Origin of the sequence: Alienimonas sp. DA493, assembly GCF_043951915.1 — a bacterium.
Lineage (GTDB): Bacteria > Planctomycetota > Planctomycetia > Planctomycetales > Planctomycetaceae > Alienimonas.
Window position 1 is genome coordinate 1 of sequence record NZ_JBINJD010000120.1, and the last position, 15,111, is coordinate 15,111.

Sequence of the window (15,111 nt, forward strand, 5' to 3'; positions counted from 1 at the left end):
CGTCCGGGACGCTCCCCGAGCCGTCCGAAGACGCCGGCTTCACGGTCGGCGGCCGGCGGTTCGCCAGTCGGTACGTGCTGGCCCCGCTGGCGGGGTACACGCACCTCGCCTTCCGCACGGCGATTCGAGAATTGGGGGGGCTGGGGCTGGCGACGACGGACCTTGTGCTCGCCTCGCACCTGCTGGAACAGACCAAGAAGAGCCGCGACCTGCTGAAGACCTCGCCGGCCGATCGGCCGCTGAGCGTGCAAATCTTCGGCTCCTCCGCCGCCCAGATGGCCGACGCGGCCCGTTGGCTGGAGGACCACGGCCGCGAGGGCGTGGACCTCAACATGGGCTGCCCGATGGCCAAGCTGACCGGCTCCGGCGGCGGGGCCCGGCTGATGTGCGACGCCGGCGGGGCCGTCGCCCTCGTCAAAGAGGTGGTGGAGGCCGTCTCGATCCCGGTGACGGTCAAGCTGCGGCTGGGTTGGGACCGGGAGAATCAAACCGCCCCGGCGCTCAGCCGGGCCTTCGCGGAGATCGGCGCTGCGGGGATCACGGTGCACGGCCGGACCCGCAGCCAGGGCTTCCGCGGGACGGTGAGCCTCGGCGGCATCGCCGCGGTCGTGGAGGCGGTCGACGGCCTCGTGCCCGTGGTGGGGAACGGCGACGTGCGGGTTCCCGCCGACGCGGAACGGATGCGGGCCGAAACCGGCTGCGACGCCGTCGCCATCGGCCGCGGCGCCCTGGCGGACCCGTGGATCTTCCGTCGCCTCGCCGACCGCACCGCCGGCCGGCCGGAACGGCTCCCCACCGACGACGAGAAGCTCGCCTTCCTGCGTCGGCACTTCGGGCTGATGCTCGAGGACCGCGGGGAGTACGCCTGCGTGCTGTTCCGCAAGTTCGCCGCCTGGTACGGGGCGGTGCTGGGCGTGCCGGAGGACCTGGAGGACAAGCTCCGCCGGTTCGAAACCCCCGCGGCGTTCGACGCCATCTGCGAGGAGTTGGAAGGCCGCATCGGCGAACGGATCAGCGACGTGCCGACCGCTTTCGTGCGGGTCCCCAACGGGCCGGTGGAGCGGTGGTGAAGGCGTTCGCCGGCCGCAAAGTCTCGCCCACCGCTTCAGCCGGTCGGGAACAGGGGCCGACACTGAGGAGGTGAGCCGTCTCCTCGCCGCCGCCCTCTGCGCCTCGCTCGGCCTGCTGCCGACCGGCTGCACGCATCGACAGCTGGTCGAGAGCACGACCCTGACGGCCGGCACCGTGGTGGATATTCAGTACCGCACGGTGCTGAACAACCTCGCCCGAATGCACCGCAACCCCTGCGATCTGCCCAGCCACATCGATCTGGCGGACGGCGTGGTGCAGGTCTCCGACGAAGCCAGCTTCGGCCGGGCCGGCGGGTTCGATTGGGCGGACGTCCCCGGCGCCGGCGGGTTCGGCATCGACCGTTACGGCCCCGCCTTCGGCCGCCAAGTGAGCGAGCAGTGGGGCGCCGACGCGACGACGGACCCGCAGCGGCTGGTCGATTTGCAGGACCTTTACCGGGCCGCAATGGGCCTGCCGCCGCTCCCCCCGCCGACCGCAATCGCCCTGCTGCGCAAGGAGGACGAACGCAGCGGCCGGAACATCGATTCCAGCCCGGTGAGGGGAACTGAAGTGGACGCCCTCGCCGCCCCCTCCGAGGGCGACGACGACGGCTCGTCCGGCGGCGGATCGGGCGGTTCCTCTTCGAGCGGCGCCTCCCCCGGGCCGCGGCGGGTGCCGATCGAGGTGCTGCTCTCGGACGTGCCCCCGCCGGGCTGGTACGGGGTCGGCGGCAAACAGGACGTGCCGAAGTGCGCCTGCCACGTCGGCCGCTGCGGGGACACCTACGTCTGGGTGACGCCCGACGGTCTGCCGAGCCTCAGCCGGTTCACCGTGACGGCGCTGGCCGTGGTGAAGTTCAAACCCGGCCCCGCCTCCGGCGACAGCGGTCTGGCCGTCACGCCGTAGCGTCGAGCGGGACGCGCCGCCTCACGGCGACGGCGAACCGGGGGCGCTACTCGCCGGCGATCGTGCCTTCCTCGGGGCTGCTCGCGGTGGCGTAGAGCTTTTTGGGGATGCGGCCGGCCTTGAAGCCCAGCCGGCCGGCGATGCAGGCGTGCCGCATGGCGTGGGCCATCGCCAGCGGGTCGCTCGCCCCGGCGATGCCGGTGTTCAGCAGCACGCCGTCGCAGCCGAGTTCCATCGCGATCGCCACGTCGCTGGGGGTGCCCACGCCGGCGTCGCAGATTACCGGGTAGTCCGGATCGTTCTCCTTCAGGTACTCCAGGCAGATGCGGAGGTTGTTGGGGTTCAGCACGCCCTGACCGCTGCCGATCGGCGAACCGGCGGGCATCACGCTGGTCGCCCCGGCGTCCTTGAGTCGCTTCGCCGTGACGGGGTCGTCGGTCGTGTAGCAGAGGACCTTGAAGCCGTCCGCGACGAGTTGCTCCGTGGCCTCCAGAGTGCCCAGCGGGTCGGGCAGGAGGGTCTTCTTGTCGGCGAGGACCTCGATCTTCACCCACTCCGCCCCGGGGTTCTCCAGCCCGTCGAGAATCTCCCGCCCCAGCCGGGCCACCCGCACGGCGTCCTCCGCGGAGAAGCAGCCGGCCGTGTTGGGGAGGATCGTGTACCGGGACAGATCGAGGTAATCCAACAGGCTCTTGCCGGCGCTGTCGATCAGCCGTTCGCGGCGGACGGCGACGGTGACGACCTCCGCCCCGCTGGCGTCCAGACAGGCGACCATCTGTTCCGGCGAGGCGTACTTGCCGGTGCCGACGATCAATCGGCCGGAGAGCGTGTGCGAACCGAGTTGCAGCGGGTCGGACGGGGGCGAAACGGGGGCGGGCGCGGCGTTCATTCCCGGATCATAAGGATTGAAGCCGCGACCGTTAGGGAGCGTCCCTCCGCGACCGCGAACCGACTGCGACGCTCCCAAACGGTCGCGGCTCCAACGTCTGTGCCGCCTCTCACCCGCCGCCGACGAGGGTGACGATCTCGATGCGGTCGCCGCTGCAAAGCGGCGTGTCCGCGTGCTGACGGCGGGGGACCAATTCGCGGTTCCGCTCCACGGCGCTGCCGCGGGCGGGGACGCCCAGTTCTTCCAGCAACCCGGCCACGGTGAGGCCGGCCGGCAGTTCGCGGGGCTCCCCGTTGACGGTCAGCGAGAGCGGGACGTCCGGGGCGGCGTTCGTCGGGGGGGCGCTCATACGTCGGTTCTCGCCGGTTGGCGGGCGCGGGCCAGATCGCGGGCCGGGACATTCTTGACCGGGCTGCGGCCGTTCGGCGGGCCGGGGCGGTGCGGGGCCGGGGGCGGCTCGGCGGGGGCGTCCGGGGCGGCTTCGTCCTCCTCCCGGGCGACGGCTTCCACCAGCCGCTCGGCGAGTTCGTCCATCCGCATCACCAGCGATTCGACCCGGCCGGAGAGGTAGAAATAGAGCGTCAGCGAGGGGATCGCGACCGTCAGCCCCAACGCCGTGGTCAGTAGGGCGGTGACGATGCCGGCGGCCAGTTGGTCGGCGTCGCCCATCGCCCCCTCGCCGTCGGCGATCTTGGCGAAGGCGACGATCATGCCGACGACCGTGCCCAGCAGGCCCATCAGCGGGCTGACCGTGGCGACGGCGTTCAACACCCGCAGGTGCTTGCGAAGGTTCGATACCTGTCGGGCCCCGCCGTCGATGACCGCCTGTTCGACCTCCATCGCCGGCCGGCCGCTCTTCTTGACCGCGTGACGGAAGACCTCGGCGACCGGGCTGCCGTTCTCCTCGCAGATCTCACGGGCCTCCTCCTGCGAGATCCGGCCGGACTCGATCAGGTTGAGGAAGCGGTTCACGAACTCCTTGGGGATCACCCGGCCCGGCCGCAGCACGACGAGGCGTTCGACGCCGAACCACATCGCGATCAGGCTGGCGACGAGGAACGGGGCCGCGATCGCCAGCAGTTCGCCAAACGTCAGCCCCATCAGCCACGGCTCGCCGCCGAACGGTCCCCCCGCGGCGGCGTCCGGGGCGGGAGCCTCCCCCGGGGCGGCCGGGCCGGGGGCGGGGCCCGCCTCCTGGGCGAGCAGCGCCGGCCCGGACGGGAGCAGAACGAACGCCAGCGCGAGGCCGCGGGCGATCAGCAGTCGAGCGGCCAACGGCACGGGGGGGCGAGGGATCGGGGAGCGAACGGGGAGAGCGGGGCGAGCCCGACGAGCGGGAGACCCCGGCGGGTCAGTCGGCAGCCGGGGCGGCGTCCGACGCGGCGTTGAGGGCGGCGAGCTTTTCGGCGGCGGCTTTCGCCTCCGGGGTGTCGGGGAAGTCGGCGATCACTTCCTCGTAGGACTTGCGGGCCAGCTCCCGGTCGCCCAGCCGCTCGTCCATCTCGCCGGTCTTCAGGCCGCCCAACGCTCTCACGGCGTCGGTGGAGCCGCTCAGGTTGAGGGCGAGGTACACGTCGCGGGCCTTGCGGAGCAGGGCGTTCTTCGCGGCCTCGTCCGGTTTCGGGCGGAGCAGGGCGATGTCCGCCAGCAGGAACTGGGCCCGGTCCCACGCCGCGGTGCCGGCCGCCAGCGGGTCGTTCACGACGGAAGCGGCGATCTTCTCGGCCCGGTCGAAGTCCGGCGGGGCCTGCTGCTTGAAGCGGCGGGCGAGGATCTCCCGGGCCTCATACAGGTCCGGCGGGGCCGGCCGCCAGGATTCCAGTTCCTGCACGAGCCGGTCCACCTGCTCGTAGTCCTTGGCGAGGAACGCCTCGTTTGCCCCGAGGATCCACGGCCGGGAGGCCCAGTCCGGGCGGTCGGCGGCCTGCTCCGGCACGTTCAGGGCGACCAGCGTCGCCCGGGCGTCGGCGAGGTCCTCGCGGGCGGCGGACCGCAGATCCGCGGCTTCGTCCGGCTGCTGCGCGGCCAGTCGCACGCGGGCTTCGGCGGCCAGCAGCCGGGCGATCGCGGCGGCCCGGGTGTCGGGGAACCGCTCCGCCAGCGGGCCGGCGGCGGCGATCACCGCGGCCGAATCGCCCGCGGCGGCGAGGGCCGTCAGGTACGGTTCGACGGCGCTCTCGGCGGTGCGGTCGTCCGTCGTCACCGGCTCGCCGTCCGCCGGATCGAGCAGCCGTTCCAGCCGCCGCAGGGCGTCCGCGGGCCGGGGCGGGGCCGCCAGCAGGTCGCTCTCGGCGAGGATCAGCAGAGCCTTGTCCGCCTCCGGGTGGTCCGGAGCCTCGTCCACCAGCGTGGCGTAGACGGCGTCCGCCTCGTCGTAACGTTCGGCGGCGTACAGCGTCGTGCCCCACTCCCACAGCAGCGGACCGGTGCGGGAGTTGGGGAATTTCTCGTAGAGTTCCGCGTAGGCCTCCCCGGCGTCCCCGGCCCGGTCGGGTTGGCTGCGGAGGAAGCGGGCCCGCTCCAGCCCGGCGATCCAGGCGTCCTGCAACGGGCCGGCGCTCTCCGCCCCGGCGGGGGCCGGCTGTTCCGGGGCGAGTTGTTTCCACGCCGTCCGCAGGGCGGTCTCGGCGGCGTCGCGGTCGTCGGTTCGGGCCAGCGAAACGCCCAACTGCGTCAGGGCCTCGTCAAACCCGCCCGTCTGCGGCAACTCCTCCACGACGGTGCGGTACGCGGCGGCGGCCTCGGCGAACTGCCCGCGGTGGTAGTTCGCCCAGCCCAACAGGTTCAGGGCGTCGGCCCGCACCTCGGCGTCCTCAAGCTCCGCGTCGGCGGCGAGCGGGGCGACGAGGTCCGCGGCGGTCGTCGCCAGCGCCTGCCGCTTCGCCGCGCGGTTCTCCGCGTCGGCCGGCAGCGCTTCCAATTCGGCGATCGCCCGGTCGGCCAGCCGCACCGCCAGTTGATCCGTCCGCGGCGTGCGGCCGACCTCGACCGCGGCCTTGTAGGCGGCGAGGGCGGCGTCGAAGTCCCCCGCGGCGGCGGCGGCGTCCGCCATCGCCGCCCGCACGTCGTCCGCCCGCGGGTCGTTCGGGAACAGATCGAGGAACCGTTCGCCGGCATCCGCGGCGGTTTCCAGCTCTCCGGCGGCCCGGGCGGCGGCGGCGGCGAGGGCCAGCGCGTCCCGCAGGGCGGCGTCGTCCTCCCCGGGCGTCAGGCTGTCGGCGACCGACAGGAAGCCCTTGATCGCCTCCTGCAGTTCGCCGCGGGCCCGCAACGACTCGGCCCGCCGCAACGCGGAGTCCCGCCGCACGCTGGCCGGGGCGGTCTGGTCGGCGGCGAGGGCGTTGTAGCGGGCCTCAACCGCCCGCCGCTCCGGCGTGTCGTCCGCGGTCTCCAGCGCCGCCTCGTCCAGCCGCGTGAGCAGGAACTCCACCCGCGGCTCGTCCGCCGCGTCCGGGTTCAGCTGGAGGGCGTCGGCGGCGAGCTGGCGGGCGGCGGCCGGGTCGCCGTCGCGGAGGGCGGCGGTCGCCCGGGCGATCAACAATCGGGCCGACTCCCCGGCGGCGGCCTCGGCCAGCGGCGACTCCGGGTAGTCCTCCCGCACCCGCTCAAACTTCGTCAGCGCCTGGGCGCGGTCGTCGGCGTCCGGCGAGTCGGCCAGCAGGATGCCCCAGCGGTACAGCACGTCCGGAACCCAGCGGCCCTCCGGGGCGAGTTCCCGGGCGATGCGGTAGTCCGTGGCGGCGGCCTCGCGGTCGCCAGCCCGCTCCGCGGCCCGGCCGGCCCACAACCGGGCGAGTTGGGCCTGCTCCGGGGCGGCGAGGTCGGCGGCGGCCCGCAGGTCGGCGGCGGCGGCCTCGTCCTCGTTCAACCGGTATAGGGCGAACCCGCGATTGATGCGGCCGTCCGTCAGCAGGCCGCGGGACGGTTCGCGGTCGATCAGGTCGCCGAACGCGTCGGCGGCCTCCTGGTAGGCGCCGCGGCGGTATTCGAGCAGGCCGAGGTCGCGGAGGGCCTCGTCGGACTCCGGCCGGGGCCCGGCGGCGGCCCGGCGCAGCTCGGCGGCGGCGGCGTCCGGTTCGCCCTGCTCGGCGAGAATGTTCCCGAGGGTGCGGCGGGCGTCGGTGAGGGTGGCGGGGTTGGCGTCAGCGTCGTTCGCCGTGGCGTTGAGGTACTGCCGCACGGCCCGTTCGGCGGCGGGCAGGTCGCCGGCGGCCTGCCGGGCCTTGCCCAGCGGCAGCAGGGCGGCGTCGGCGAGCGGGTCCGCGGGGTGGTCCGCCCGCAGTTTCTCCAGCGCCTTGATTGCGGCGGCGGGGTCGCCCAGGGCGGTCTCGGCCAATCCGATCCGCAGCAGCGCGCTGGAGACGTACTCCCCGTCGCCGGGCCGGGTGAGGGCGGCCCGCAAGGCGTCCCGGGCGGCGGCCATCTCGCCGGCTTCGTACAGGCTGAAGCCGCGGAACAGGGCGGCCCGCTTGGCGAACTCGTGGTCCGGGTGCTCCGCGAGGAAGTCCGCGAACTTGCGGGCCGCGTCCGCGTAGCGTTCCTTCTGATACAGCCCCGCGGCGAAGCGGAAGTCCTCCGCCGGCGGGCCGGCCCACGCCGGGGCGGCGGCACCCAGCGCCCACGATCCCACGAGCAGCCCCGCGACCATGACGCGGACGACGGCGGGTCGGGCGGGCGGACCGGGCAAGGCGGGAACCGTCGCGGCGGGGCGGGGGGATCGGATCGACCCGGCGGCGACGACCCCCGGGCGGCGGCGGGGCATCGTACGACCCCCGCGCCTCGCCCGACAAGACGCCGCACGTCCCCCGCCGCGATCTCCCCCCGCCGCGTCCCCCGCCGGCGGCGCAGCTTCACACCCCGCACGGCTCCGGCGTTCGGGAGACGTCACCAACGAAAAGCACGCCCGCCGGGAAGGCCCGGGCGGGCGTGCGAGCGGTCGGCGGCGGGGGCTCGCCGACGGCTCAACGCGAGGCCGTCAGCAGACTCAGTTCGGCCGAACCGGCCCGGGCGGGGCGGCTCAGTAGGGCTTGTCCGGGCGGCCGCATTGGATGAGGTGGTCCTTGTCGATGTAGACCACTTCCTGCGACTCGTCCGTGTGTTCGAAGGGGATCGGCCACATGCTGCGGATCGTCTTCTCGTAGTAGACGGTGCACTTGTAGTGGCACTTGTGCAGCCGGGCCGGGCCCAACAGCGGGTAGAACTTGCAGTCGTCCAGGTCGTCGACGATCGGCTCGACGATCATGCGGACGTTGTTGTGGAAGGTCTCCGCGAGGAACGGCACGCCGCCCTCGACCTCGTCCGGCATGGCCCGCACGACCTCGTCCGGGCTGGGCGGGTCCAGGCAGAAGATCGGGGCGAACTCGCCCTCGACGGCCGGCAGCACGGTGACGCGGCCGTAGCGTTCCTCTTCCCAGTAGGTGTCTTCGATCTGGTCGGAGACGAACGCCGTGACGGGGATCATCGGCGTCGTCTGCCAGAACTCCGCCCCGGTGAAGGCGACGTCGACGAAGCCGGTGAACAGCCTGAAGCCGCCCGGGGGGGCGAAGCAACCGGGGAGCACGCACAGCAGGGCGAGCGGGAGCAGCGCGGCGGCCCGGCGACCGGGCGTGGAGGTGGTCCGGGGCATCGGGGTCCTCGGGGGGTGGGGGCCGGGTGAAGGGCCGGTGTCGGAAACCGGCCGGGTGCCGGGACGTGAACCGGCCTGACGCCGGGACGTGTCGTTGGTATCGGCGCCCCGACTCGCCCGGCTTGGGGCGAATATGACGGGAAAGGCCGGGTCTGACGGCAAAGCCGTTCGCGCCCGCAGAGCTTTCCGAGGGGCAAGACGGAAGGCACAGGGAGGAAGAAGGGGGGGCCGGTCGAGCGGCGGCCGGAGAGCCGGGCGCAAAAGAGAACGGGCGGCGACCCCTGGAGGAGTCGCCGCCCGTTGCTCACTTACGCCTCGCCCCGTTCCCTCGATCCAACCGGATCACCAGTTCTCGGGGTTCATGAACCACCACCACCGGTCGGTGCGGTCGTGGAAGTCCAGGTACCACTGGCCGTCGTCCCATTCCAGTTCCACCTCACGCCAGCCCAGCGGGACCTGCGGGTAGGGGTAGAACGGGCCGATGTACGGCCAGGCGCTGGCGGAGTAGTCTTTGGGGTAGGTGACCGCCGCGTAGTTCGGGTGCTGGGCGTAGGTCGGCCAGGCGTAGTCCGGCAGGGCGGCCTGGTTGTAGACGGCGCCGGCGCCCATCGCCGGCGGGCCGGCGGGGTTGGCGCCCGGGGGGCAGCCCGGGGCGCCGGGGGCGGGCAGCTGGCCGGCGGTCGGCTGGATCATCCCGGCGTGGGCGCCGGGGGGGATCTGCCCGGCCATCATCGCCCGCTGCTGCATCATCGCCCGGCGGCGGGCGATTTCCTCGCGGCTCATCGGGCCGGCGGGGGCGGTCGGGGCGGCGGCGGTGCGGGCCGCCGGAGCGACGCTCAGCCGGTTCGACACGGTCCCGACGCCCGGCACGCTGCGGGCGGCGGAGACGGCGGCGGCGACCTGCTGGCTGTCGGCCACCTGGCCGGCCAGCGTGCAGGTCCCGTCCTTGAACCGGATCTCCATGTCGTACCCGGCCAGACCGGCCTGCTGCACCGCGATGGCGATCTGCTGGGCGACGGCCTGGTTGGACACCGGGGCGGCCTCGGAGGCGGCGACCGGCGTCACGCGGGCGTCCTGGATCATCGGCGCCGGCGCGGCGGGCGAGGACACCTGCATCGCGTTGTCGACGCTGGTGACGCCCGGCACGCCGGAGGCGGCCTCGCCGGCCAGCTGCTTCATCGCGGCGGTTTCGACCGTGCCGGTCAGGCGGCAGGCGCCTTCGCGGACGACGATCTCCACCCCGCTGCCCCGCAGGCCGCTGCCCCGCAGCGCGGTGGCGACGGCGTCGGCGGTCTGCTGGTTGGCGTGGGTTTCCGCGGCGCTTTGGGCGGCCGGTTCGGCCGGGCCGTCGGCGAAGGCGGGGGCGGCGCTCGGGGCCGCCGCGGCGATCCCGAGGGCCGCGACCCATTTCATGTAAGTTTCGGCGGCCTTCCGGCCGGCCTTGCGGTGCGTCCGCATCGTGACGGGGCTCCTAGTGAGGACCGCTCGGGGTCGGCGTGGGGACCGGGGCGAGCGGGCGGTTCCGAAGTGACTGGTCCGAAGTGGGAAAGTCCGCGGCGTGACCCGCCCCGAGGCCGACGACGGCGAAGTCGATCGTTCGTGAGCGGGATCATGCGGCGGGCGGGCCGAACTTCGGGACCGCCCGGGGCGGGATCCCCGTCGTCGGACCGACCGGCGGCGGCCGGCCGGGTTACGAAACGGGGAACCCGTCCCGCCTATCGGCCGCCGACGGCCGGGAGGGTGAGGCCGGTCGGTGCGGTTCTGTCGGATCGTGCGGGTTTTTCTCGCGGACCGTTCCTCCGGACCGCGCCGCCCCCGCGATCTCCTGCGGGGGCGAACGGTTCCCGAGCCGACGTTCCGCGGGTAACGTGGGGGGCTTCGCGGACGCTTCGCGCGCCGACCCCGCCCCGCCGTCTCCTCCTCCTTCTTCAGCCCCGCCTTTTCGCCCCGTGGCCCGCAAAACCGCCAGCCGCATGGAACTGCGGCGCCAGCACGAGATCGCCGAACAGTACGAGGCGATCGATAAGAAGACCGCCGGTCGCAAGACGACCGCCAAGCGGAAGACCTCTTCCCGCAAGCGGGCCGATAAGGCCCCCGTCCGCAAACTGCTGATGTGGGCGGTCTACAACGGCAGCCTGAAGGAAGAGGGCCGCTACACCTACGCCGAGCGCGACAAGGCCGAGGAGAAACTCGAAGCCCTGCGGGCCAAGGCGACCAAGAAGCTGTACTTCCTTCAGCCGATCAAGGTGCCCCTCGGCGACGCCGCCGCCGCCGGCGTGGTGCTGGACGACGAAGACGCCGTCCCGCCCCCCAAAGCGGCCCGCGGCGACGGCGAATCCGGGGGCGACTTGCTCTACCGGTTGTTCATCCGGGAGCGGCGCTCGTTGCGGCGCTTCTGACGGCGCTTCTCCTCGGAGGGCTTCTCGTAGAACTCGCGGCGGCGCATCTCGCGCTTGATGCCGGCGTGCTCCACCAGCTTGCGGAAACGGCGGACCGCGTCCTGGACGTTCTCGTTCTCGCGGAGCCGCAACTTAACCACGGGGTGCCTCGGGGAGTTGAAAAAGGGAGCCGGACGGTACGGGGGATTCGGCAGTCTAAGCCGGCCCCCTCCATTCGGCAACGCGAAAGGGCAGGAAGACGGCGCCGGCCGGGGGAGGCGCGGCCCGCGGGTCAGTCGGAGTCCGCCATCAACCCCAACCGCACCAGCTTCGCCCGGCATTCGTCGCGCTCGCGACACCTCTTCATCTCCGCCCACGCCGGGTCTTGGGCGGCGAGGAACGCTTCCTCGGAGTGCGGCGCCGGTTGGCCGGTCGCGGCGAGCCGCTGGATCACGCCGACGTCCGGTCCCGTCAGCCGGTGGGCGTTCAGGCGGTAGTCGGTAAAGGCTTCCCAGGTGAGGGGGAACAGCGGGGCGACGATTCGCTCGCCGACCGTGGTGGCGTAGTCGCGGATCTCCTTCTGGGCGTGGGAGTCCATCCGCAACGCCAGGAAGTGCAACAGGTTGTGCAGATCGACCTTCCAGTAGGCCTCCGTGTAGGTGCTCAGCGGCAGGTCCTTGCGGGCCTGCTCCCGGGCGACGCCGGCCTCCAGCCGGGCCTCGTACACCTGTCGGGCTTTGGCCTGCAGTTCCGCCTCCGCGGCGGTCAGGGCCTCGCCGACGTCCGCCGGCAGGAACCCCGCGGAGCCCTGCCGGTTCGTCTTGGCCTGGGCCCGCCAGGCGTCCGGCGGGGTCGTCTGGGCGGCGTCGATGGCGACGCTGTACCGGGTGCTGTACTCGTTGACGTTCGCCGTCCGGTGGCGGATCTGCTGCCGCCAGGTGTCCATGGGGACGCGGAAGAGGAACTTCAGCTCCGCCATTTCGAACGGCGTGCTGTGGGAGTGCCGCATCAGGTAGCGGATCAGCCCGCGGTCGCTCGAGACGCTCTTCGTGCCTTCGCCGTAGGAGACGCGGGCCGCCTGCACGACGGCGGCGTCGTCGCCCATCACGTCGACCAGCGTGACGAACCCGTCGTCCAGCAGCGGGAACTTCTTCCACCGCAGCGACTCGATCAGCGTCGCCCGGTCCGGGGCGGCGCCGCTCAGCTCCCCCTCCGCCGGGCCGGCGGCGGGGGGCGGGTCGACGGCGGGCGGGGGGGCGGTCTCGTCCTTCACGGCCGGATGATAACGGGTCGTCCCCGCTTCGCCCGTCCGACGTGTCCCCGCTTCGCCGCTCCGGCACGGGAAGGAGTTCCCCCCACGCCGGACGCATGCGTCCCGCTTAGACTGTGTGGTAGGAAGGGACGGCCGGGGACCGTCCGGCCCGCCGTGATTCTTCGATTGGGACTCCCTCGTGAACGCCGCCCTGCTCGCCGCCGTTTTGCTGTCGGCGCCCGCTCCGCAGGAGGGCGGGGCGGCCGCCGGGCCGGCGCCGCCCGCCGAACTGACGGAGCCGCAGAAGCTCAGCTACGCCCTGGGGGTGAACGTCGGGCGGTCGCTGCTGGCGGACGGGCTGGACCCGGACCCGCAGCTGTTCCTCAACGGCCTGCGGGACGCCCTGACGGACGCGCCGGTGCGGCTGTCAGACGAGGAGATCGCCGCGTTGCTGGCCGGCGCCGCCGAGCGGGTGCGCAAGGCGGAACTCGCCGCGGCGGAGAAGCGGGCCGCCGCCTCCCGGGCCGCGTTCGAGGCGCTGGCGGAGAAGCCGGGGTTCAAACCGCTTTCGACCGGCGAGGTCGTCCGGTTCGACCGGACCGGCGAGGGGCCCAAGCCCGCCCCGACGGACCGCCTGCGGGTGCACTACACAGCCTCGCTGGCCGGGGAGGAGGTCCCGTTTTTCGCCACCCGCGGCACGAACGAGGCGGGCGAAACCGTCGGCGAACCGATCGCGGCGCCGCTGCGGGGATTGTTGCCCGGGCTGCGGACCGTGCTGCCGACCGTGCCCGTCGGTTCCGAGGTGACGGTCGGTCTGCCGCCGGATCGCGCCTACGGCCCGGACGGCGGCCCCGGCGTGCCGCCCAACGCGGCGCTGACGGTGACGGTGGAGCTGCTCGACGTGCTCCCGGCCGGATCTGAGGAGGACGCCGCCGACCCCGCCGGGACGGACGAATCCGGAGGGGCGCCGTGACCTCTTCACCCTCCTACGACCCGGACGATCCCGACCGCTGGATGGACGACGGGGAGGACGGGGACGTGGATTTCCCGTTCTCCGAGCGCTCCCGCAGTGACGAGGACGAGACCGACGGGGGCGAACGCACCGGCGACGGCCCCTTCGCCGAGGACGAGCCGTCCGGCGAGGAGGATCCGTTCGCCGACGCCCCCCCGGACCGCAACCCGTTCGGGCTCGACGAGAACGAACTGCCGCCGCCCCCGCCGCCGGTCGACCCCTTCGGCACGCCCGACCCGGACGCGGAGCCGGCGGACACCTATTCCCTCGGCGAGGCGACCGTACCGCCGAAGTGGGGCGCCGGCCTGACCCCCCCGCCGGAGGAGCCCCCCGCGAAGCGCCCGCCCCGGGCCGCGGCGCCCGCCGCAAAACCGGTCGCCGCCGATGCCGATGCCGATGTGGAGGACGAGGACTTCGGCGACGCTCCCGCCCCCCCGGCCCGCGCCTCCGCCGGCGGGAAGGGCGCCGCGGCGAAGCCGAAGCTGCGCGACTGGTTGGCGGAACGCTGCCGGAAGGAGGCTCAGATGTACGCCCTCGGGGCGGCGGCGCTGGCCCCGGTCGGACTGGCGGCGATCGGCCTCACCTGGCTGGTGCTGTACGTGATCGCCCCCGGCAGCGGGATCGTCGCGGCGCTGTTCGCCACCGTCGTCGTCGCGGCGCTGTTCTGGGTGAACAAGCAGGCCGGCGACGCCCGCACGATCCGCGTGCAGGTGGAGCCCGGCGAGCGCGACATCAAACCGGTCACGATCGAGGTGCCCCGCGGCAGCGGCCTGACCTGGCTGATGTACCTCACCGGCTCCCGCGATCTGCCGGGGGCGGTGCAGTTCCTCGGCACAATCACCCTGTTCGGCCCGCGGCTGTGCGACCTCGCCTATCAGATGGGGCGGACGGCCCAGGAGCTGTGGACGACCGACGTGGACGCCCTCGCCGACCCGCTCAAGACGCTGGTGCGGGCGGAGGGGAAGGTGTCCTTCGCGGCGTTCTTCGAGAGGCACGCGAAACTGTCTCCGCAGGGGTTGGTGCGGCGGTTGGGGCGGATCGACGGCGTGCTGTTCCTGCCCACCTCCCGGCCGCCGGGGCTGTGCGTCTCGAACGCCATGAAAGACGAGTTCGCCGCCTGGCGGGCGAAGTGGCACGAACGCCGCACCGCCGGCGAGCGGCTGTACGACTGACGGGCGCCGCCGGCGCCGGATCCAAGCGTCCGGCGGAAAAGGCCGCTCCTCACTCCTTCCTCCTCCCTCCTCACCCCTCCCTCAAACCTTGTCCGCTCCGCGGTTCTTCGCCCCGCCGCCGCTGTCCGCCGGACCGCTCACGCTCGCCGGGCCGGAGGCGAAGCACCTGACCGCCGTGCTGCGGTTGGGGCCGGGGGACGCGGTGGAACTGTTCGACGGCGAGGGCGCCCGGGCCGCCGCCACGGTGCAGGCGGTGCGGGGGAAGGGGGCGAAGACCGCCGCGGAACTGTTCTGCGAAGACCCGGTGCGGACGGAGCCGCCGGCCTCCCCGCTGACGCTGGCGGTCGCGGCGCCGAAGGGGGACCGCTTCCGCTGGCTGATTGAGAAGGCGACGGAGCTGGGCGTCGCCCGGGTCGTGCCGCTGACCTGCGAACGCTCCACCGTGGACCCCGGCGGCGGCAAACTCGACAAACTGCGGGCGACCGCGCTGGCCGCCTGCAAGCAGTGCCGCCGCGACCGCCTGCCGGAGATCGCCGAGCCCGTGCTGTTCGCGGCGTTCCTCGAACAGGACGTGCCGAAGACGCTGTTCCACGTCTCCGGCGACCGCTTCACAGCCCCGCCGTCGGGGCCGCACGCGATCCTGATCGGCCCGGAGGGCGGGTTCACGGAGGAAGAGGTGAAGATCGCCGCGGCGGCCGGCGCCCGGGTCGCCGCCTTGACGACGCCGATCCTCCGCACGGAGACCGCCGCCATCGCCGCCGCGGCCGTGTTCGCCGCCGGAACGTGAGCCCGGAGCGCAAGCTCC

General features: G+C 73.4%; 14 protein-coding genes. 6 read left to right on the forward strand and 8 right to left on the reverse strand.

Annotation, left to right across the window (positions count from 1 at the left end):
• Positions 1-1,070 (forward strand): tRNA dihydrouridine synthase (locus ACG2DA_RS16475; protein WP_395256886.1); only part of this gene is annotated, 1,070 nt, incomplete at its 5' end.
• A 70-nt stretch (positions 1,071-1,140) separates the two neighbouring features.
• Entirely contained in the window at positions 1,141-1,977 is an 837-nt protein-coding gene (locus ACG2DA_RS16480) for a hypothetical protein (RefSeq protein ID WP_395256887.1), read from the forward strand.
• A 46-nt stretch (positions 1,978-2,023) separates the two neighbouring features.
• Here the strand turns inward: ACG2DA_RS16480 and ACG2DA_RS16485 are convergent, their stop codons facing one another.
• From ACG2DA_RS16485 to ACG2DA_RS16510, 6 genes are all read right to left on the reverse strand, one after another.
• Entirely contained in the window at positions 2,024-2,866 is an 843-nt protein-coding gene (locus ACG2DA_RS16485) for a thiazole synthase (RefSeq protein ID WP_395256888.1), read from the reverse strand.
• A gap of 109 nt (positions 2,867-2,975) precedes the next feature.
• Entirely contained in the window at positions 2,976-3,215 is a 240-nt protein-coding gene (thiS, locus tag ACG2DA_RS16490) for a sulfur carrier protein ThiS (RefSeq protein ID WP_395256889.1), read from the reverse strand.
• Positions 3,212-4,147, reverse strand: coding sequence for a MotA/TolQ/ExbB proton channel family protein (locus tag ACG2DA_RS16495; RefSeq protein WP_395256890.1), 936 nt, complete (start codon positions 4,145-4,147; stop codon positions 3,212-3,214). The genes thiS and ACG2DA_RS16495 overlap by 4 nt, the downstream gene beginning before the upstream one ends.
• 70 nt (positions 4,148-4,217) lie before the next feature.
• Positions 4,218-7,553 (reverse strand): tetratricopeptide repeat protein, encoded by a 3,336-nt coding sequence (locus tag ACG2DA_RS16500; protein ID WP_395256891.1) that lies wholly within the window; start codon positions 7,551-7,553, stop codon positions 4,218-4,220.
• A 330-nt stretch (positions 7,554-7,883) separates the two neighbouring features.
• Positions 7,884-8,492 carry a hypothetical protein gene (locus tag ACG2DA_RS16505; protein WP_395256892.1) on the reverse strand — a complete coding sequence of 203 codons (609 nt, stop codon included), beginning with the start codon at positions 8,490-8,492 and terminating at the stop codon, positions 7,884-7,886.
• 342 nt (positions 8,493-8,834) lie between these two features.
• Positions 8,835-9,950 (reverse strand): BON domain-containing protein, encoded by a 1,116-nt coding sequence (locus tag ACG2DA_RS16510; protein ID WP_395256893.1) that lies wholly within the window; start codon positions 9,948-9,950, stop codon positions 8,835-8,837.
• Positions 9,951-10,441: 491 nt separating this feature from the next.
• On the opposite strand from ACG2DA_RS16510, the gene ACG2DA_RS16515 reads away from it, so the two are divergent.
• Entirely contained in the window at positions 10,442-10,891 is a 450-nt protein-coding gene (locus ACG2DA_RS16515) for a hypothetical protein (RefSeq protein ID WP_395256894.1), read from the forward strand.
• Here ACG2DA_RS16515 and rpsU read toward each other — a convergent pair.
• Positions 10,846-11,031 carry a 30S ribosomal protein S21 gene (gene rpsU, locus ACG2DA_RS16520; protein ID WP_395256895.1) on the reverse strand — a complete coding sequence of 62 codons (186 nt, stop codon included), beginning with the start codon at positions 11,029-11,031 and terminating at the stop codon, positions 10,846-10,848. The genes ACG2DA_RS16515 and rpsU overlap by 46 nt on opposite strands.
• Before the next feature lie 131 nt (positions 11,032-11,162).
• Positions 11,163-12,074: an FAD-dependent thymidylate synthase gene (thyX, locus tag ACG2DA_RS16525; protein ID WP_395256899.1), complete on the reverse strand. Its 912-nt coding sequence runs from the start codon at positions 12,072-12,074 to the stop codon at positions 11,163-11,165.
• A gap of 247 nt (positions 12,075-12,321) precedes the next feature.
• Between thyX and ACG2DA_RS16530 the strand changes: the two genes are divergently transcribed.
• The 3 genes from ACG2DA_RS16530 to ACG2DA_RS16540 all read left to right on the forward strand — a co-directional run bounded on the left by ACG2DA_RS16530 (position 12,322) and on the right by ACG2DA_RS16540 (position 15,093).
• Positions 12,322-13,095, forward strand: a complete 774-nt coding sequence (locus tag ACG2DA_RS16530; protein WP_395256896.1) for an FKBP-type peptidyl-prolyl cis-trans isomerase N-terminal domain-containing protein — start codon at positions 12,322-12,324, stop codon at positions 13,093-13,095.
• Positions 13,092-14,306, forward strand: coding sequence for a hypothetical protein (locus ACG2DA_RS16535; protein ID WP_395256897.1), 1,215 nt, complete (start codon positions 13,092-13,094; stop codon positions 14,304-14,306). Before ACG2DA_RS16530 ends, ACG2DA_RS16535 begins: the two co-directional genes overlap by 4 nt.
• Positions 14,307-14,394: 88 nt before the next feature.
• Positions 14,395-15,093, forward strand: a complete 699-nt coding sequence (locus tag ACG2DA_RS16540; RefSeq protein ID WP_395256898.1) for an RsmE family RNA methyltransferase — start codon at positions 14,395-14,397, stop codon at positions 15,091-15,093.
• Positions 15,094-15,111 lie beyond the last annotated feature (18 nt).

What these genes read in the sequence shown, in the direction of transcription:
- ACG2DA_RS16485 (WP_395256888.1), bottom strand. Translation starts at nt 2,866, where the DNA reads ATGAACGCCGCGCCCGCCCCCGTTTCGCCCCCGTCCGACCCGCTGCAA.
- thiS (WP_395256889.1), bottom strand. Translation starts at nt 3,215, where the DNA reads ATGAGCGCCCCCCCGACGAACGCCGCCCCGGACGTCCCGCTCTCGCTG.
- ACG2DA_RS16505 (WP_395256892.1), bottom strand. Translation starts at nt 8,492, where the DNA reads ATGCCCCGGACCACCTCCACGCCCGGTCGCCGGGCCGCCGCGCTGCTC.
- ACG2DA_RS16510 (WP_395256893.1), bottom strand. Translation starts at nt 9,950, where the DNA reads ATGCGGACGCACCGCAAGGCCGGCCGGAAGGCCGCCGAAACTTACATG.